This is a genomic window from Pararhizobium sp. LjRoot255 (assembly GCF_964252905.1).
Lineage (GTDB): Bacteria > Pseudomonadota > Alphaproteobacteria > Rhizobiales > Rhizobiaceae > Pararhizobium.
Genome location: NZ_CAXUPQ020000001.1, coordinates 2,827,937 through 2,847,250 on the forward strand (window position 1 = coordinate 2,827,937; position 19,314 = coordinate 2,847,250).

The 19,314-nt window shown below is 61.3% G+C and carries 15 protein-coding genes; 7 read left to right on the forward strand and 8 right to left on the reverse strand.

Features of this window, described 5'->3' with window-relative positions; translation table 11 throughout:
* Window positions 1-137 precede the first annotated feature (137 nt).
* Complete coding sequence (locus ACSQ2W_RS13665) at window positions 138-1,817, forward strand: formate--tetrahydrofolate ligase (protein ID WP_436086727.1); 1,680 nt, start codon at window positions 138-140, stop codon at window positions 1,815-1,817.
* Window positions 1,818-1,915: 98 nt separating this feature from the next.
* On the opposite strand, the gene ACSQ2W_RS13670 is transcribed toward ACSQ2W_RS13665, so the two are convergent.
* Window positions 1,916-2,425 carry a DUF1993 domain-containing protein gene (locus ACSQ2W_RS13670; protein WP_436086728.1) on the reverse strand — a complete coding sequence of 170 codons (510 nt, stop codon included), beginning with the start codon at window positions 2,423-2,425 and terminating at the stop codon, window positions 1,916-1,918.
* 140 nt (window positions 2,426-2,565) lie between these two features.
* On the reverse strand, window positions 2,566-3,378 hold the full coding sequence (locus ACSQ2W_RS13675; RefSeq protein ID WP_436086729.1) for an extensin-like domain-containing protein: 813 nt from the start codon (window positions 3,376-3,378) through the stop codon (window positions 2,566-2,568).
* Between the two features lie 299 nt (window positions 3,379-3,677).
* On the opposite strand from ACSQ2W_RS13675, the gene ACSQ2W_RS13680 reads away from it, so the two are divergent.
* From ACSQ2W_RS13680 to queF, 4 genes are all read left to right on the forward strand, one after another.
* A complete protein-coding gene (locus ACSQ2W_RS13680; protein WP_436086730.1) occupies window positions 3,678-5,897 on the forward strand; it encodes a TonB-dependent hemoglobin/transferrin/lactoferrin family receptor in 2,220 nt (739 codons plus the stop codon).
* 327 nt (window positions 5,898-6,224) lie between these two features.
* Window positions 6,225-8,414, forward strand: coding sequence for an anthranilate synthase (locus ACSQ2W_RS13685; RefSeq protein ID WP_436086731.1), 2,190 nt, complete (start codon window positions 6,225-6,227; stop codon window positions 8,412-8,414).
* A gap of 172 nt (window positions 8,415-8,586) precedes the next feature.
* Window positions 8,587-9,507 carry a cation diffusion facilitator family transporter gene (locus ACSQ2W_RS13690; RefSeq protein WP_436086732.1) on the forward strand — a complete coding sequence of 307 codons (921 nt, stop codon included), beginning with the start codon at window positions 8,587-8,589 and terminating at the stop codon, window positions 9,505-9,507.
* Entirely contained in the window at window positions 9,504-9,968 is a 465-nt protein-coding gene (gene queF, locus ACSQ2W_RS13695) for a preQ(1) synthase (RefSeq protein WP_436086733.1), read from the forward strand. Before ACSQ2W_RS13690 ends, queF begins: the two co-directional genes overlap by 4 nt.
* A gap of 51 nt (window positions 9,969-10,019) precedes the next feature.
* On the opposite strand, the gene ACSQ2W_RS13700 is transcribed toward queF, so the two are convergent.
* The gene (locus ACSQ2W_RS13700) at window positions 10,020-10,598 is read right to left on the reverse strand and encodes a HupE/UreJ family protein (protein ID WP_436086734.1); all 579 of its coding nucleotides are present in this window, start codon (window positions 10,596-10,598) and stop codon (window positions 10,020-10,022) included.
* A 250-nt stretch (window positions 10,599-10,848) separates the two neighbouring features.
* On the opposite strand from ACSQ2W_RS13700, the gene ACSQ2W_RS13705 reads away from it, so the two are divergent.
* Window positions 10,849-11,430, forward strand: a complete 582-nt coding sequence (locus tag ACSQ2W_RS13705) for an ATP-dependent Clp protease proteolytic subunit (protein WP_436086735.1) — start codon at window positions 10,849-10,851, stop codon at window positions 11,428-11,430.
* A 57-nt stretch (window positions 11,431-11,487) separates the two neighbouring features.
* On the opposite strand, the gene ACSQ2W_RS13710 is transcribed toward ACSQ2W_RS13705, so the two are convergent.
* Both ACSQ2W_RS13710 and ACSQ2W_RS13715 read right to left on the reverse strand, forming a co-directional pair.
* Window positions 11,488-11,877 (reverse strand): type II toxin-antitoxin system VapC family toxin, encoded by a 390-nt coding sequence (locus tag ACSQ2W_RS13710; protein WP_436086736.1) that lies wholly within the window; start codon window positions 11,875-11,877, stop codon window positions 11,488-11,490.
* Window positions 11,877-12,155 (reverse strand): type II toxin-antitoxin system Phd/YefM family antitoxin, encoded by a 279-nt coding sequence (locus ACSQ2W_RS13715; protein ID WP_436086737.1) that lies wholly within the window; start codon window positions 12,153-12,155, stop codon window positions 11,877-11,879. The genes ACSQ2W_RS13710 and ACSQ2W_RS13715 overlap by 1 nt, the downstream gene beginning before the upstream one ends.
* Before the next feature lie 365 nt (window positions 12,156-12,520).
* Between ACSQ2W_RS13715 and leuA the strand changes: the two genes are divergently transcribed.
* Window positions 12,521-14,230, forward strand: a complete 1,710-nt coding sequence (gene leuA, locus ACSQ2W_RS13720) for a 2-isopropylmalate synthase (RefSeq protein WP_436086738.1) — start codon at window positions 12,521-12,523, stop codon at window positions 14,228-14,230.
* 104 nt (window positions 14,231-14,334) lie between these two features.
* Here leuA and ACSQ2W_RS13725 read toward each other — a convergent pair whose 3' ends face one another.
* The 3 genes from ACSQ2W_RS13725 to ACSQ2W_RS13735 all read right to left on the reverse strand — a co-directional run bounded on the left by ACSQ2W_RS13725 (window position 14,335) and on the right by ACSQ2W_RS13735 (window position 19,313).
* The gene (locus ACSQ2W_RS13725) at window positions 14,335-15,015 is read right to left on the reverse strand and encodes a peroxiredoxin-like family protein (RefSeq protein ID WP_436086739.1); all 681 of its coding nucleotides are present in this window, start codon (window positions 15,013-15,015) and stop codon (window positions 14,335-14,337) included.
* 15 nt (window positions 15,016-15,030) lie between these two features.
* A complete protein-coding gene (locus ACSQ2W_RS13730; RefSeq protein ID WP_436086740.1) occupies window positions 15,031-18,309 on the reverse strand; it encodes an adenylate/guanylate cyclase domain-containing protein in 3,279 nt (1,092 codons plus the stop codon).
* Between the two features lie 170 nt (window positions 18,310-18,479).
* Window positions 18,480-19,313 (reverse strand): anti-sigma factor family protein, encoded by an 834-nt coding sequence (locus ACSQ2W_RS13735; protein ID WP_436086741.1) that lies wholly within the window; start codon window positions 19,311-19,313, stop codon window positions 18,480-18,482.
* Window position 19,314: the final 1 nt, after the last annotated feature.

The following is a 19,314-nucleotide window of genomic DNA, read 5'->3' on the forward strand; positions in this document are numbered from 1 at the left end:
TTTTGTTTGTTTTTCGGCAAAATCGCGCTGATTTTTGCTTTCGGCGGGTTCGAAAGCAAATAAACGATGGCAAGCGCCTTCCGTTCACGCTCATATGCTCCCAGACCAAAAAAACGGTGGAAGGGGAGAGACACCATATGGCCGAGGTAAAATCCGATATCGAAATAGCCCGCGCAGCCAACAAAAAGCCGATCCTGGAGATTGGCAGCGGACTTGGAATACCGCCGGAACATCTTCTTCCCTACGGTCATGACAAGGCAAAGATCAGTGCCGATTTCATTGCCCAGCAGAAAGGCAAGAAGGACGGCAGACTGATCCTCGTCACCGCGATCAATCCGACGCCTGCAGGCGAAGGCAAGACGACGACGACCGTGGGTCTCGGCGATGGGCTGAACCGGATCGGCAAGAAGACCATCGTCTGCATCCGGGAGGCATCGCTCGGCCCCTGCTTCGGCGTCAAGGGCGGGGCCGCCGGCGGCGGTTATGCGCAGGTGGTGCCGATGGAGGATATCAATCTCCATTTTACCGGCGATTTCCATGCCGTTACTTCGGCGCATAACTTGCTGTCGGCGCTGATCGACAATCACATCTATTGGGGCAACGAGCAGAACATCGACGTACGCCGCATTGCCTGGCGGCGCGTCATGGATATGAACGACCGCGCCTTGCGCCATATCGTCGGCTCGCTCGGCGGCGTCGCCAACGGCTATCCGCGCGAGACAGGTTTCGACATTACGGTTGCCTCCGAGGTCATGGCGATCCTCTGCCTCGCCACCGACCCCAAGGACCTCGAAAAACGCCTCGGTAACATCATCGTCGCCTACCGGCGCGACAAGACCCCCGTCTTTGCCAGCGACATCAAGGCCGATGGGGCCATGAGCGTGCTGCTCAAGGATGCGATGCAGCCGAACCTCGTGCAGACGCTGGAAAACAATCCAGCCCTCGTCCACGGCGGCCCGTTCGCCAATATCGCCCATGGCTGCAACTCACTGGTGGCGACGACGACGGCGCTGAAGCTCGCCGATTACGTCGTCACCGAAGCCGGTTTTGGCGCCGATCTCGGGGCGGAAAAATTCTTCGATATCAAATGCCGCAAGGCCGGGCTCAAACCCGATGCGGCCGTGATCGTCGCAACCGTCCGGGCGATGAAGATGAATGGCGGCGTGAAGAAGGAAGACCTTGGCCGCGAGAATGTCGAAGCCGTCAAGAAGGGCTGCGCCAATCTCGGCCGGCATGTCCAGAACGTCAAGAAGTTCGGCGTACCGGTCGTCGTTGCGATCAACCATTTCACGCTGGATACGGAGGCTGAAATCGCGGCGATCAAAACGTTCGTCGCCACACTGGGTGCCGAGGCGATCCTGTGCAGGCATTGGGCCGAGGGCTCTGCCGGCATCGAGGATCTTGCTCGCAAGGTCGTGCAACTGGCGGAAGACGGCCGCTCGCAGTTTTCGCCGCTCTATCCTGACGACATGCCGCTGTTCCACAAGATCGAAACCATCGCCAAGGATATCTATCACGCCGGCGAAGTGATCGCCGACAAGACCGTGCGCGACCAGCTCAGGACATGGGAAGACCAGGGCTACGGCCACCTGCCGATCTGCATGGCCAAGACGCAATATTCCTTCTCGACCGACCCCAACCTGCACGGCGCCCCGACCGGGCACACCGTTCCAATCCGTGAGGTCCGCCTGTCCGCGGGGGCCGGCTTCATCGTCGTCATCACGGGCGAGATCATGACCATGCCCGGCCTGCCGCGTGTGCCGTCGTCGGAGAGAATGTTCCTCAACGAGGAAGGATTCATCGAGGGGTTGTTTTAAACGCGCCCCCGAAAGTTGGAGCAACCTTCGAGGGGCAGTTCAGAGGGCACAGAGTTTTTTTGACTATCGGCGCCCGGGAATGTGACGGCTTGAAATGCTCAACTATAAGGCCCGAGATAGTCTGCCTTGCCGACGGCAACGCCCTGGTTGCGCAGGATGTCGTGGGTGGTCGTGACATGGAAGAAGAAGTTCGGCAATGCGAACGTCAAGAGGTAGTCGTCGCCGGTGAACGTGAACTTCAGCTTGCCGAAGTTGATCGTCACATCCCTCTCTTCGCTCTTCTCCAGATCGGACGGCTTGACGGTTTCGAGGAAGGCGATCGTTTTGGCGATGCGTTCGCGAAGCTCGGCAAACGTTTTTTCGTCGTCTGGAAAGCTCGGCGCGGGAACGCCGGTCAGGCGTCCGATGGCGTTCTTCGACGTGTCGCTGACGCGCTGGATCTGGCCGGACAAGGCCAGCATGTCCGGGGCGAGGCGCGCATTGAACAAATCGTCCAGCGGTACCTTATTTTCAGCAGCATGGGCCTCGGCCTTGTCGAGGAGGCCCGCAAGAACGTTCAGCCCGCGGATGAAGACGGGAACCGAGATTTTGTACATGGAAACGGGCATGGAAAAATCCTTTGTGATGAGGGGCCAGCCCGGGTTCAAGGCCGGCGCTCTCAGCAGATGGGGTTCGCTATCGCTTCGGGCAAGGCGGAATTGCCGTGCGTCTCGCAACTATATCCACGCGGTTGCGAGAGGAGTGGACATCACCGGCAAAAGCGATAGCCATTCTTGCGCTCCTGAACGTCGAAATGCAGATGGTTTTCGTGCGCCTCGTCGCTGCCGGGATCAAGCACCGTTTCGAAATAAAGACAGCCGGTTGCCGTCACCGCCCGCTGGAAGGCGCCGGTCAGGGTCGGATCCTCGTCGCGCGGCTGGATTTCGATCGATTTGCCGCTCTTGAACGTGAAGGAGGCAATATCGATGGCGTTGCCGCGCGCGTGCTCGGAGATTTTCCCGGTCGTCCCGTTGTTGCGCAACCGGCAGACATAGCTCGATGCCTGGTCGATTGCCGTCAGCGGACCTTCGTTCTTGAGCGCCACCTTGGCTGCCGGCAGAACCGCGTCCTTTGTCCAACGGGCGAGTTCGAGCGCCGTTTCGCAGCGCATCTTGCCTTCCGGTTTCAGCGCGACGCCCGGAAGAACCGTTTCAAGCGTCAGCGGCTTGTCGATACCGCAACCCTTGCCGTCGTCGATCCGCCTCTCCTCATTGAAGGTGGCGCCGATCTGCTTCAGCGCTGTCAGACAAGCGGCGTATTCCTTGCCGTCTTCCGGCTCAATCGTCAGCACCGGCTCAGGCTCGGCCTCAGGTTTCTGCGGTAAAGGCTCGGTGTCCTCCGGCGTAGGGAGAGGTGTCTTGTCCTTGTTCGGCGCAGGCGCGTCCTTCTCCGTTTTCTCCTCCACCGGCTTTGTCGTCTCTGCCTCTACGGGCCTTTTCTCAGGGAGGGGACCTTTTTTGGGAAGGCTGGCGCTTGAAAGAAGGATGGCCGACAGGAGGCAGGCGATGATTCGAAGGTGCATGAACGAACTCCGGGCCTGCCGGGGTGGCAGGGCGCGGCCACAACGCATTCGGGCGTTAATGGTTGCATTGCAGCCGCAGGACGCCGGATCGTTGCCAATCCGGCACGCCCGGGATGGCGCTGCAGGAGTTTGGCAAAAGTGTGACGTTTATTTGTTGACAACAATAGTCATGTTTTTTAACCGATGAAAACAAGGCAGCAGGTTCCGGCTGCCGCAAGCTTCGTCGCCCATTACCTAGCCAGCCCTTTGAGCAGCGTGTCTCAGCAGCCAGCCCGGTGAACTCATCAAAGGATTGCTCCATGATTACCCGGCATTACTGCGCGGCCTTGTTGGCGTGCGCGGCGTTTTTCTCCGTCACATTGCCCCCTCGGATTACCCAGGCGCAGGACGCTGCGGGGACGGTCGCGCCCGACGGGGAGGAGAATGTCACCGCGCTGAAAAAACTCTCGGTCAAGGGCGGCGACGTGAAGGGAGTTGCCGATACGCCGCTGGCGAGCGAAACGACGGCCGAGCAGATCCAAAACAATCAGGTTTCATCTTTCGAAGACCTTGGCCGTACCCTTCAGCCGGGCGTCGGTTTCAACAGGGCGAATGGTAGCGTCAACATCCGCGGTCTGGATGGCCCGCGCGTCCAGACGACGATCGACGGCATTGTCATTCCCTATCTCGACGACGGCGCCCGTGATGCTGATGGTGGTATCGACAGCTTCGATTTCGATGCGCTGTCTGCCGCCGACATCGTTCGTGGTGCGGATTCCAGCCGTGCCGGCGATGGCGCCCTCGGTGGCGCCGTCGTGTTGCGCACCCTGGACCCCGAAGATCTCATCGGCGAAGGCAAGACCTGGGGCGGAATCTTCAAGTTCACCTATGACAGCGAGGATGAAAGCTGGGGAACGTCTGCGGCCGCGGCCGCGCGCTTCGACAACACCGCCGTTCTGTTCCAGGGGGGCTATAAGAAGGGCCACGAAACCGATAATGGCGGCTCGTCCGATATCTATGGTCCGGGCCGCACGGAGCCCAACCCCGCGGATTTTGACCAGAGGAACGTGCTGGTGAAGGTCAAGCAATATACCGATAGCGGCCACACCTTCACGCTGACGGGCGAGCGCTTCGACCGGGACAAGGATATCGATCTCAAGACCGAGCAGAGCGCCTTCGGCAACTACCGTCCAGGCAACTGGGATGGTAACGAGGATATCAAGCGTGACCGCGTTTCGCTGAACTACGAGTTCGAGGCCGTTGATGACGATGCGCTGATCGATGCCGCCAATGCTGTGTTCTACTGGCAGGATCTGACCCGTGACAGCGGCAAGTCGGGCTATCGCTATACGTCGGTGGTCGGCGACTACACGCGTAACAGCGAGGTCGATGAAAGGTCGGTCGGCGCTGCCGGCTACGCCGAAAAGAGCTTCGAGACCGGCAGCCTGCACCACACGGTGCGCCTTGGCGGTGATTTCTCCGTCGGGAAGACGACCCAATATTCCTCCGGTGAGGACACTTGCGATACCGCCTATGTTCCGGCCTGCAACTTCCTGCACACCAATCAGGCCGATATGCCCGATGTCGACAGCAAAAAGCTCGGCATCTACCTTGAAGACGAGCTTTCCATTGGTGACAGCGCCTTCTCTCTGACGCCGGGCCTGCGCTACGACTGGTACGACCAGTCGCCTCAGGAAACCGCTGCCTACACTGCCAACCCGAACTTTGACGGCCTGCCGCCGGGCCAGAGCGGCGATGCGTTCTCGCCGAAGTTGCTCGCCAAATACGAGGCGGCGCGCGACGTCGAACTCTACGCCCAATGGGCGATGGCCTTCCGCTCGCCGACGGCAGCGGAACTCTATCTCGACTACGGTGCGCCAGGCACCTATCTGCGACTCGGCAATCCCGATCTGAAGCCGGAAACCAGCAACGGTTTCGAAATCGGCGCAACGCTCGGCGATGACGATTTCGGCGGCCGCATCACGGGCTTCTACAATCGCTACCGCAACTTCATCGATACGGATGCGGCGCCCGTCCAAGATCCGGCCACCTATCCGTTCGGGATTACCCAGTACCTCAATCGCGATCGCGTACGCATCTATGGCGTCGAGCTTTCGGCTCACAAGTCCTTTGCGTCCGGCTTCCACGTCAGCGGCTCGCTGACCTATGCCAATGGCGAAGACCTTGCGACAGGTTTGAAACTTGGCTCCGTCGCGCCGCTGAAGGGAATTCTCGGGGCCGGCTATGCCACGGAAACATGGGGAGCCGACGTCGCCTTCATTGCCGCGAAAGCAGTCTCTAGCAATTCGGACGCGACGCTCAAGGTGCCCGGCTACGGCATCGTCGATCTGACCGGCTGGTGGAAGCCCGAAAAGGTAGAGGGCCTGACGGTGAGGGCAGGGGTCTACAACCTGTTTGACAAGGAATATTATGACGCCATCAGTGTCCGCGATGTCACGCTCAGCGCAGCCTCGCCCGGCATGGCCTATTATTCCGAGCCGGGGCGCACCTTCAAGATCTCCCTGACGCAGCGCTTCTAAGCGGCTTGCCGGGGATTGCCATCGGGGAGCGGCCGTCGCAGGCCGCTTCCCATTCGTTGCCGACCGGCCCGTTCGCCTAGGCCGCGCGTGGGTATTCCGGCACGAGGCCCGCTTATTTTTTCCGCCGTTCCCCGCTTGCGCAATCCAACATCTCACGCTAACAATTTCGCCATGACACAGGCACGCATCCTTTCGATCTGGTGGTGGGCTCGCTAAAGCGGCCTTGACCAGTCATGCGTGATTGAGACGATAAGCCGCCCGGAAGTTTCGAGGCGGCTTTTTTGTATTCGGGCCGCGGGGGAATGACGGGCCTGAACGGAGCGAAAAATGGCGACGACAATTCTTGAAGACGGTGCGGAAGCCTATACCACCAAGGGCGGCATTTCCGTCACCCGCCGCCGGCGCGAGGCGCCCTATGGCGAGGCGATCTCCAGTTATGTCGATCGGCTCGACGAGCGCCGGGGCGCGGTGTTTTCCTCCAACTATGAATATCCGGGTCGCTACACCCGCTGGGACACGGCGATCATCGATCCGCCGCTTGCGATCTCCTCCTTCGGCCGTTCGCTCTGGATCGAAGCCTATAACGAACGCGGCGAAACGCTCCTGTCAATGATCTGCGAACATCTCGCCGGGATCGCCGACATCACGCTCGGTGCCTCCACGAGCCGGCGTCTCGATCTGACGATCAACATGCCGGACCGGGTCTTCACCGAAGAAGAACGCTCGAAGATCCCGACGGTGTTCACGGTTCTCCGCGCCGTTACCAATCTGTTCTATTCGCAAGAGGATGCGAGCCTCGGGCTCTATGGCGCCTTCGGCTACGACCTCGCCTTCCAGTTCGACGCGATCGAGCTGAAGCTGAAGCGCCCCGATGATCAGCGCGACATGGTGCTGTTCCTGCCGGACGAAATCCTCGTCGTCGATCACTATGCCGCCAAGGCGTGGATTGACCGCTATGATTTCGCCAAGGACGGCAAGACGACGGAGGGCAAGGCCGGCGATATCTTGGCCGAGCCGTTCCAGACCATCGACAGCATTCCGCCGCACGGCGACCATCGTCCCGGTGAATATGCCGAGCTTGTGACGAAAGCGAAGGAAAGTTTTCGGCGCGGAGACCTGTTCGAGGTCGTGCCGGGCCAGAAGTTCTTCGAGCGTTGCGAGAGCAAGCCTTCGGAAATCTCCAATCGCCTGAAGGCGATCAATCCGTCGCCCTATTCCTTCTTCATCAATCTTGGAAACCAGGAATATCTGGTCGGCGCCTCGCCGGAAATGTTCGTGCGTGTCTCCGGCCGCCGCATCGAGACCTGCCCGATCTCGGGCACGATCAAGCGCGGCGACGATCCGATCGCCGATAGCGAACAGATCCTCAAGCTCTTGAACTCGAAGAAGGACGAGTCCGAGCTGACCATGTGCTCGGACGTCGACCGCAACGACAAGTCCAGAGTCTGCGTGCCCGGCTCCGTCAAGGTCATCGGCCGCCGCCAGATCGAGATGTATTCGCGCCTCATCCACACGGTCGACCATATCGAAGGCCGGTTGCGCGACGACATGGATGCTTTCGACGGATTCCTGTCGCATGCGTGGGCCGTTACCGTCACCGGCGCTCCGAAGCTGTGGGCGATGCGCTTCATCGAAGCCCATGAAAAGAGCCCGCGCGCCTGGTACGGCGGGGCCATCGGCATGGTCGGCTTCAATGGCGACATGAATACGGGTCTCACTCTGCGCACCATCCGTATCAAGGACGGCATTGCCGAGGTGCGCGCCGGGGCCACGTTGCTGAACGACAGCAATCCGGAAGAAGAAGAAGCCGAAACCGAACTGAAGGCCTCCGCCATGATCGCAGCGATCCGCGATGCAAAATCCGCCAACACCCGCGGTGCGGGCCGTGACGTCGCCGCCGTCGGCACCGGTGTCAACATCCTGCTTGTCGATCATGAGGATTCATTCGTCCATACGCTGGCCAATTATTTCCGCCAGACCGGTGCGACGGTGACCACCGTCCGCTCGCCCGTCGTCGATGAAATCTTCGACAAGGTGAAGCCGGATCTCGTCGTCCTCTCACCCGGTCCCGGCATGCCGAAGGATTTCGATTGCAAGGCGACGATCAAGAAGGCGCGTGCCCGCGACCTGCCGATCTTCGGCGTCTGCCTGGGTCTGCAGGCGCTGGCGGAAGCCTATGGCGGCGATCTGCGCCAACTCGCCATCCCGATGCACGGCAAGCCGTCGCGCATCCGCGTGCTCGAGCCCGGCATCGTCTTCTCCGGCCTTGGTAAGGAGGTGACGGTCGGTCGTTATCACTCGATCTTCGCCGATCCCTCGACGCTGCCACGCGAGTTCATGATCACGGCGGAGAGTGACGACGGCACGATCATGGGCATCGAGCACATGAAGGAGCCGATCGCCGCCGTGCAGTTTCACCCGGAATCGATCATGACGCTCGGTGGCGATGCCGGCATGCGGATGATCGAGAACGTCGTGGCGCATCTTGCCAAGCGAGCCAAGATCAAGGCTGCATAGCCACCTCCGTGTTTGAGCGGGGTTGTTCTGCCAGCGAGGCTTTGACAAGTCGGTTGCTTTGAACCATATGCGCACTATCCGAAACCGCTGAAGCGCTCGAACCGCTTCAGCGGTTTCGGCGTTCTAGAGAACAGAGTTTTGCAATTCGTTTGCATGTGCAAGGAGAAGGCAAATGGTGAGGCAGGAGGCGTCTGCGGCGCAGCGCCTGGCATTCTGGGGGATTCCGATCGCGCTCGTCGTGCTGGGGTTGAAGATGGTCGCCTGGTGGGTCACGGGCTCGGTGGCGCTGCTCTCCGATGGCCTGGAATCGATCGTCAATGTGGTGGCCGCCGTCGTCGCTTTCGCCGTGATCGGCTATGCCGCAAAACCGGCAGATGCCAGCCATCCTTTCGGCCACCACAAGGCGGAATATTTCTCAGCCGTCATCGAGGGGGTGCTGATCGTCGTTGCGGCCCTTCTGATCGTTTCCGAAGCCATACCGGCCATTCTGTCGCCACGGCTGCCGGAGACGCCTGCGCTCGGCCTGGCGATCAATTTGGTGGCCGGTATCATCAATGCTATATGGGCCTATGCGCTGATCCGCGCCGGTAGAGCCCATCGCTCGCCCGCCTTGTCCGCGGACGGACATCATATCATGTCCGATGTCGTGACCTCAGCCGGGGTGCTGGTCGGCCTTGTGCTGGCGATCGTCAGCGGCTATGCGGTGCTCGATCCGCTGCTTGCCGTCGTCGTCGCCTGCAACATCCTCTATCAGGGCTGGAAGGTGATCGCGCGCTCGATCGACGGACTGATGGACAGGGCGGCATCCGAGGAGGAGGAGGCCGCCATCAAGCAGGCGATCGCGACCCATGCGGCCGGTTCGCTCGGTGTGCATGATCTGAAGACGCGGCAGGCGGGGTCGGTCATCTTCGTCGAATTTCACATGGTGGTTCCGGCCACGATGTCCGTCGGCGACGCGCACGATATCTGCGATCGCCTGGAGGACTCGATCCGCGCGGTCTACCAAGGTGCGAAGATCACCATCCATGTCGAGCCGGAAGGCGAAAAGGCCCATGGAATCAGAGTCAAGGTTGTTGAAGGAATGAAAAAATGACAAAAACCGATGTATCGGGCCTGTCGCAGCTCGGCCAGAATGTCGCCGCGCCGCAGAGTCCGGAAGAAGCTGTGCTGGAACGTGTGCCGAACGGCAATGCCGGCACGGGTTTCGTCGTGCGCTTCACCGCGCCGGAATTCACCTCGCTTTGCCCGATGACCGGGCAACCGGATTTCGCCCATATCGTCATCGATTATCTGCCGGGCGATTGGCTGGTGGAATCGAAGTCGCTGAAACTTTTCCTTCACGCGTTCCGCAATCACGGCGCCTTTCACGAGGATTGTTCGATCTATATCGCCAAGCGCGTCGTGGAGTTGCTTGAGCCGAAGTGGCTGAGGATCGGGGCCTACTGGTATCCGCGCGGCGGCATCCCGATCGACGTGTTCTGGCAGACGGGTGCGCCGCCGGAAGGCGTCTGGCTGCCGGATCAGGGCGTGCCGACCTATCGTGGTCGCGGCTGAAAATGAAACCGGCGGGCATTTGGCCCGCCGTTTCCCTTTGAAGGCCGGCGATCAGTTGAAGATCGGCGCAAGGCCGGCAAACGCGGTCAGACCACCGAGAAGGCGCGAAAACCATCCACCGGAAGACAGTCGGCCGATGCCGAGACCAAGCCCGTTACCGGCACCATGCAGAAGCGCCGTCGCGATGACGAAGCCGGCGCTGAAGGGCAGTGCGCCAGAGGCACCGAGTTCGCCGCCATGGGCATAGCCGTGGAACAGCGCGAAGATGGCGACGAGGGCGACGCAGGCAGCAGCCTGCAGACGCACCGCCATGGCGACCAGAAGACCGAGTGCGACCATCGACGCAAGGATGGCCGGCTCGACGAAGGGCAATTGAACGCCAATCATCGCGAGACCAAAGCCGAAGACCATCGTGCCGACGAAGGCGGCCGGAACAGCCCAGAGGGCGCGCCCGCCGATCTGCGCCGCCCAGAGGCCGACAGCGATCATCACCAGGATATGATCGAGGCCCGAAAGCGGATGGGTGAACCCTGCCATCAGCGAACCGTGCTCGGCGGGATCGAGATGGGCGAGGGCGGGAGCGGTCGAAGCGGCGAAGGCCAGAGCGGCAAGAAGAAGGCGTCTTTTCATAGTGATCCCCACTTAAAGGGCGGAGTGTGGGAGGCAGCCCCGCCGGATGCGAATTCGTGACACCGGCATCTTATGTCGCAATGCTCTCCTGTCCATACGGCATTTGCCTTACCCTCCGTCTTTACCATAGCTGCAAGGCGCCGCTGATTGTCCTTTCATCCGCATCCGCTTTTGTTGCATTGTTTTCGCAGTCGAGTCGCCTTATCTGACTGCGGCAGGACAATTGATTTTATTTCGCGGGAGACAGCGGATGAACGAAGACGAAGACGACAAGAAGACGGAACTGCCTTTGGGCAAAGAAACCGAGGCGAATCTGTTCAAGTCGCGCTCGATTTTCATCTACGGCCCGATCAATCAGGAACTGGCGCAGAAGGTTTGCTCGCAGCTCGTGGCGCTTGCCGCCGCCAGTGACGAGGATATCCGCATCTACGTGAACTCGCCTGGTGGACACGTCGAATCCGGCGATTCGGTCCACGACATGATCAAGTTCATCAAGCCGAAGGTCTGGATGATCGGCACGGGGTGGGTCGCTTCCGCCGGTGCGCTGATCTATGTCGCGGCTCCGAGGGAGCGGCGCCTTTGCCTGCCGAACACGCGCTTCCTGCTGCATCAACCGTCCGGCGGCACGCGCGGCATGGCGTCCGACATCGAGATCCAGGCCCGCGAAATCCTCAAGATGAACGATCGCCTGAACAAGATCTTCTCCGAGGCCACCGGCCAGCCGGTCGAGAAGATCGCCAAGGATACGGACCGCGACTACTGGCTCTCCGCCGAAGAGGCCAAGTCCTACGGCCTCGTGTCGCGGATCATTACGTCGCAGGCCGATATCTGAGCTTTTCGACCTGACGTCTTTCGACCCCGCTGGTTCGCTGGCGGGGTTTTTTGTTTGTCAGCCTGCCGTCGCGGAGAGCGGGTGACCGGCGAGGGCTGCATCGATGGTGACAAGCTTCATGCCTTCGACGGCGCATTGGGCAAGCAGAAGCCGGTCGAACGGATCGCGGGTTGGTGGCTCAGGCTCTGCAGGGATAACGGCGTGACGTTCGGTGATGGCGATGATTTCCATGCCGAATTCACGGGCAAGCTTCGGCAAAAGCTCGGGGGGCTGAAGAATATCCAGCTTCCCCAGCCGCCATTTGATGGACATCTCCCACAGTGTCGCAGCGCTCAGAAAAAGGTCGTTCTCGCTAGCGGCTAGAAGCTCCCCTATTCGTTTTCCGAACTGCTCCGGCTGGGATTTCAGCATGGCAATATAGATGTGGGTGTCCACCAGTAGCTTCATCAGGGCTGATACTTGACAGGCGGCAAAGGCGTTATCAAAAAATCTTCGGGCAACGGATCGTCGAAATCGGGAGACACGTAACCGATTATCTCCTTGATACCATGTTCCTCCTTATATTTTTCAAATCCCTCCCAGTTGATCCCGCCCTTCTTCTTGGCCGGCACAAGCTCCATCACCGGCTTGCCATTGCGGGTCACGGTGATCGTCTCGCCGGCCTCGACGCGGCGGGCGAGTTCGGTCAGCTTGTTCTTGGCTTCGCGGATCGATACCTGGGTCATGAAGATAATGTAGCTGCAAGTGGCCACATTTTCAATGATCGCGATCGGCGCTTGCCCTTCCGCTCATCTGCGGCTATACACCGCCTCATGTCGAACACAGGCGCTGAGATTATCGAACAGGTTTCCCGCGGGCACATCGCCTTTGCGGATCGTTCGCGCGCCTCGCTTCTTCTTCTCGGCCTTACACGCGGTTGCCGGGTTCTTTGAAGGAGCGCCCGGTGGCCGAAAGCCCGCCGGCCCCAGCTCCTTGCCTTCCCTGAATAGCAGACGAAAAGAACCCGAAGAGCCAGCATTTTCCATCGCAAAGCGATTCACGATCGGTTATTGCATGCGGAAATGCGCCTCAGACATGAAGAGAAGCCGCGATGATCATGAAATCCCATACCGTCAAGCAGGGCATGCCCGAGGCTGTCGTCAAGTATCAGCCCTATCCGCAGATCAACATTCCCGACCGCACATGGCCGGGCAAGACCATCACCAAGGCGCCGATCTGGTGTTCGGTCGACCTGCGCGACGGCAACCAGTCGCTGGTCGATCCGATGGGCCACGACCGCAAGGCCCGGATGTTCCAGGTCTTGCTCGACATGGGCTTCAAGGAAATCGAGATCGGTTTCCCCTCCGCCTCGCAGACCGATTTCGATTTCGCCCGCTGGTGCGTCGAGGAGGGCAATGTTCCAGCCGACGTGTCGCTGCAGGTCCTGGTCCAGTGCCGGCCTGAACTGATCACGCGCACCTTCGAGGCGCTGCAGGGCGCCAACAATCCGATCGTCCATTTCTACAATTCCACCAGCGAACTGCAGCGCCGCGTGGTGTTCGGCAAGGATGTGAAGGGTATCAAGCAGATCGCGACCGATGCCGCCAAGATGATCACCGAGATGGCCGCCAAGGCTGGCGGCGGTTTCCGCTTCGAATATTCGCCGGAAAGCTTCACCGGCACCGAGCTGGAGGTCGCACTGGAAATCTGCAATGCGGTGACGGAGATCATGCGGCCGACGGCGGAAAACAAGCTCATCCTGAACCTGCCGTCGACTGTCGAGATGGCGACGCCGAACATCTATGCCGACCAGATCGAATGGATGTGCCGCAATCTCGACAACCGCGAAAACCTGATCATCTCGCTGCATCCGCACAACGACCGCGGCACCGGTATCGCTGCGACTGAACTCGCGCTGATGGCGGGCGCTGACCGCGTCGAAGGCACGCTGTTCGGCAATGGCGAGCGCACCGGCAATGTCGACGTAGTGACGCTGGCGCTGAACATGTTTACGCAGGGGATCGACCCGCAGCTGGATTGCTCGGACATTGAGCGGATCAAGGAAGTCTATGAATACTCCAACCAGATGACGATTCCGGAACGCCATCCTTACGTCGGCGAACTGGTCTACACGGCCTTTTCCGGCTCGCACCAGGATGCGATCAACAAGGGCATGAAGGCGATCAAGGTCGCCAACAAGCCGCTGTGGGAGGTGCCGTACCTGCCGATCGATCCGCAGGACGTCGGCCGCTCCTACGAGGCGATCATCCGCATCAACTCGCAGTCGGGCAAGGGCGGCATCGCCTATATCCTGCAGGAGGATTACGGCATCAACCTGCCGCGCAACCTGCAGGTCGAATTCCGCGAGGATATCCAGCGCATTACCGACGAACACGGCAAGGAGCTGCCATCGAAGGCGATCCATGCGCGCTTCATCGAGCGTTATGTCGATCAGCCCGGCGCCCGCATCCGCTTCGTCGACCACCACACCTTTCCGGTCGGCGAGCACCGGGGCGTGCGGGTGGTGGCGGCTGAAATCACCGACAACGGCGAAACAAAACGGATCGAAGGCAAGGGTACAGGCCCGATCGACGGTTTCATCAACGCGCTGTCGATCTACCTCGGCGTCGAGATGTCGGTGGCGGATTACTCCGAACATTCGCTGCAGCACGGCTCGAACGCTGCGGCTATCGCCTATGTCGAGGTCGAATATCCGGGTGGCAATCTGTTCGGCGTCGGTATCAATACCAACATCGTTGCGGCTTCTCTTGAAGCCATCGTTTCCGCCGCGAACCGGGTACTGGAGCAGAAGGCTCGGTAGTTCCTAAGCACCGAAGTTGGTCTTTTGGACGGATCGAAAACCAAAGCGTCAATGCAACGCGCGCCCCTTCGGGCGCGCGAAATCGTGTCGCCGGGGCTTCCGCGTCATGCGGGAAGCTGCGCGGCGGCGGACATCAGTTCCTGCCTGCTCGGGCTGGTGAACAAGTTACGCCCGTTATCGGGGACTTCGGTGAAGCACCAGCGGACGATGCCGTCCCGGTCGAGCAGGAACTCGCCTGTCAGCTGGCCGTAACCGTCGGCCATCATCTGACGGTCTTCATCTGTCTGTTCGTATTCGTCCAGCTTGTCGAGCAGGTCGCCCGCGGCCACCGGGTTCATCGGTTCAGGCAGTTCGCCGGGCAGGTCGACGCGCATGCTCATCACCGTATTCATGCCAATCTTATACGGCCATTGGTCCTCGTTCTCGGTGAATTTGAGATTGGGCAGGCCAAAGGCGCGGTGCGATACCCGGTCCGGATCGGACGCCGCAAGCAGATTGGGCAAGGGATGGTAGCGAAAATAAAGCCGCGCGCGTTCGGTCGGCGTGTTGACGACTGTCAGGCTGTCGATGCCCTGGTCGCGCAGGGGCGTCTCCAGTTCCGCCATCGCGGCGATCTGGCGGCGGCAGAAGGCGCAGTGCAGGCCGCGAAACAAGCCCACCAGGACGGGTCTGCGGCCGCGAAAATCGTCGATGGCGATCTTGCCGCCGTGGGTGATTGCGTCAAGGACCACGTTCGGCGCGCGGTCGCCGGGTTTCAACGGGCTTTGGTTATAGTTTTGCTCCATTGCTGATTTCCTCCGCTAATCAAGAAACGGCAGTATCACCAGTGTTTTGGGGTCGATATCATGCCGGGCGCAGATATCCTGCGCCAAATCGAAGTAGCGTTCCGCCTCTTCCATGTTGTTGGCATCGAGGCTGAGCGTTGCCAGACCATCATAGCACGGAAAGAGCAATTGCGCCTCTCCGGTGTCACGAGCGGCCTCGAGCGCCTCAAGGTAATGGCGCCGGGCGAGATCCGGCTGACCGTGGCACTGGTAGATCTGCGCGAGCACCAGGAGCGGCACCGGCAGGTGATCCCGCTGGTCGAGCGCCCGGTCGATCGCCAGCGCCTTGTGAACCGCTGGCATGCCCTCCCGCGCGCAGCGATCGGTGAAGGTGCAGTAAGCGACGGCAATGTTCGTCAGCAGCCGCGCCTGGAAGCCGAAATCGCCGATCCGTTTCGCCATCTCGTAGCCGCGTGCACAAATCTCGATTGCGAGCGCCGGATCGATGATCGTGTAGAGCACGCCGAGATTGGTATAGCCGCGACAGGCGGCATTGAGCTCGCCGCAGTGAAGCGCCGCCTCGACGCTGCGCTCGACTTCGGTGACGGCTTCCCTTGTCTTTCCGAGCCGTGCGAGCGCCGTCCCTTTGGTGTTGAGCGCCTGCGCGACCGCCAGCGTGGCTTCGTTCGTGGTTTCCCCGCTGTCCTGTTGCGGCGGCAGCCGTTCGGCGCAGCGTAATGCCTCGTCAGCCCATTTGATGGCGCCGGCATAATCGCCGGTGCGGAAGGCGAGGTGACCCTGTTCCTGCAACAGATGCGCCTGTTCGATCGGGGCGTTTGCACCCTCCAGTAATGCTGCGGCCTCGGCAAAACGGCTGCGCGCAGCCTCGCGATTGCCGGAATCGAAGAGCAGCCGGCCGAGCTTGCGTGATATCCGCGCCGCCGCCGTGCGATCGTCCGCGTCTTGGTGGGCCCTGAGCGCCGTACCGTAAAATTCCATCGCCTTGTCGCGTTGGCCGGCCGGCCCGCAAAGATCTGCAATCCGCTCGCAGAGTACGATCCAGGTGCCGTCACGGCGATCGCCAAGCGCGTCAAGCGCACCACGGTAGAAGCGGAGCGCGTCGTCATTGGCATAGGCCATGCGGGCTCGGTCGCCGGCGGCCATCAGATAGGCGGCCCCCTTCGGCTTCTGCGCGGAACGGCCGAAGTGATGGCCGAGCAGGGCGAGATCCTCAAGCCGGTCTGGATCCGTGCCGTATCGCCGTTCGAGGGTCTCGCCGATGAGCCCGTGCAATTCGGTGCGTCGCTTCAAGAGCAGGTTGTCATAGACCAACTCATGGAGCATCGTCTGGCGAAAGCCATAGGAGGGCGCCGAGGTCGGGGTCCCACCGGCCACCTCCTCGATGATTTCGGCCTCGCACAGGTGGTCGAGACCTGTTTCGATCTCGGCCGGATCGGCGAAGACGGCTTCGAGGACCGATGTATCGAAGCGCGCGCCGATCACCGCTGCCGTCTGGGCTAGCTTGCGCATGGGCGGCGGCAGCCGGTCGAACCTGGCCAGCATGATCGCCTGAACGTTGAGGGGAATGTCAGCCGCGGCTGCCTCTTTGGTCGCCTCCCATCGCGCGCCGTCGCGCCGCAAGCCGCCGACTTCGATCAGGCTGCGGACAATCTCCTCGATAAAGAGCGGGTTTCCGCCGGCACGCTTGACGATCCGGTCGCAGAGCCTTGCCGGCAGTCCGCCCGCGCCGAAGAGAGCGGAAAGCAGGCCATGTCCGTCGGCGGCGGAGAGGGGAGAGAGGCGCAGCATCGTCAGGCTGGCCTTGGCAGAATTCAGCCTGTCCGTTTCGAAGGCAGGCCGATGGGTCGTCAGCAGCATGAGCCGGTTGCGCTCCAGACGGTCCATGGCAAAACGCAAGGTCTCAAGGGAGGCGGCGTCGGCCCAATGCAGGTCCTCGATTATCAAAAGCAGCGGCGCCCGTTCGAGCCGACGCTCGAGGATGGTGCGGATGGCGTAGAAAATCTGGCGCCGCAGTTGTTCGGGTTCGAGGTGTTTGAGCACGCCGCCGGGATCGCCAAAGCCGAGAATATGGAGGAAGAGCGGGATCAGCCGTTCGCTGTCCGCGGCCGTCAGGTCAAGCGCACCGAGACCGGTGGAAAGCTGCCGGCGTGCGTCGTCGGCGGTGTCGTTTGCGCCAATCTCGTAGGCGCAACGGACGATTGCTGCGAGTGTGCCGTATGATGGTTCGCCGAAAGAGGTGCACGCCGTCTGGCGCACGACAACATCGGCAAAACGGGATTCGCTGCGCACCCTGCCAAGGAATTCGGTGATGAGGCGCGTCTTGCCGGCGCCGGCTTCACCTGTCAGACGCACGAACTGCGTAACCCCTGCGCAAGCGGCATCGAGGCAGCGCAGCAGGCTGGCGAGCTCCGCGTCGCGCCCGACCATCGGCGCGCTGAGCCCGAGCGTGGACAGTCCGCGTGGATTGGCCGCTGTCTCGATGCGGCCCGTCAGCCGGTGCACCAGCACGCCCTCGGTCTTGCCGCGCAATGGCAGCGTCCCGAGCGAGCTGAAGGAAAAGGCATGCCGGGTGAGGCGGTGGGTAACAGGCCCGACGAGGATGTCTCCCGGTTCCGCCATCGATTGCAGGCGCTGCGCGATGTTCACCGTATCGCCCGTCACCGAATAGGCCTTGATATTGCCGGCACCCAGGCCCCCGGCAACCACCGGTCCGGTGTTCACGCCGATATGCAGGGCAAGCGGCAGGCTGACGCGGATGCGCCACCGTTCGGCGATGCGCGCCACCCGGCGGATCATTTCGAGCGCGCTGTGCAAGGCCCGTTCCGGGTCGTCTTCATGCGCCTGCGGTGCGCCGAACAGGGCGAGCAGGGCATCGCCGATGAACTTGTCGACAAACCCGCCAAACATGTTTACCGCGCCAGTCAGTTCCTCGAACAGCTCGTTCTGCAGTGTCTGGAGCAGTTCCGGGTCGGTCTGCTCGCTCAGCGTGGTGAAATTGCAAAGATCGGCGAAGAGCACCGTAACGGTGCGCCGGTCGGCATCGGCGTGCTGGTCGGCCCCTGCCGGCTCCGGCGAGGATTCCGCAACCGCTACAGGCGACGGACGGGTATAGGATTGCCGCGGTTTATCCGTTGCCGGCCGGGGGGCGACTTCCCCGCCGCATTGCGGGCAGAAGGCAAAGTCCGGCTGGCAGAGATAGCCGCATTCAGGGCAAGGTCTCGGCTGCTTTGCTCCACAGTTCGGGCAAAAGGCAAATCCGGTTCGGATTTCACAACCGCATTGAACGCAGTTCATCGCCGCAGGCCTCGGGAGCCCGTCGCCAACGGGCTCCCTTGAGCGTGGCGACGGCTCTTGTCGCGACAGATAATGGACCCGATCCCAGTGGGTGGCAAGCGCGCGGCCCCGCTCGCCATCACCCGGATGCAATGTCCGGGCGATGCGGTGCGGCAATGCCTGTTACGCCATCAGATGCTTGTCGAAACAGTATCGGCGAGCTGCTGCAGATTGGCGTCGGCCGAGGGGCCAACGACCACATAGGATGCGCCGCCCTTCTGCCATGAGATCATCGCGATATCGTCGCGTATGCTTTCCGTCATCTTGCCCTCGGGGGTGCCGGGCTTGATTTTCAGGAAACAAATAGCGAAGACGTCGCCGTCCTCGTTCCTGTACATCAGTTGCGCCACCGGCTTTCCACCTGCGACCAGCAGTCGACCACCCTCGAAGCTCAGGCCGCGCGCGCTCAAGTCCGGCAGAGAGAAATTCACGCCGACACTCGATGCAAGCCAGCTCTCGATCCTGCCATCGCCCGAGGCCGGTACTTCGACCAGATGTTCTGCCGTTTGCCGCGAATAGATGCGGTGATAGTCAGCGATGTCGTCGAGCCAGGTGCGGGCCGCGGCCACGTTCGTCGGCGGGGCGCTGTCATTGCTTGTCCTGCCGATGATGTAGCCGGTCGAGCTGCCGATCAGCAGCAAGGCGATCGACGCGGCAAGCGCGCGCGGCCACATCCGGACCTTGGTCTGGCGCGGCGCGGCGTTGACGACGCGCTCGGTTTTCGGATTGACGCCCGGGCCCTGCTTGATCCGTCGCACCAGCGATAGCGGAACCGGATCGTGCAGAAATTCTTCGAACGCCTTGTTGCCAAAGGCATTTCCGGATTTCAGCATTTCAAGCAGCAGCCGGGCGTCGTCGTCGCGTGCCACCAACTGCTCCAGTTCCTTGCGCTCCGCTTCGCTGACTTCGCCGTCGAGATAGGCCGACAGACGAACTTCGAGCGCGAGCCCTTTCGTGTTTTGCAAC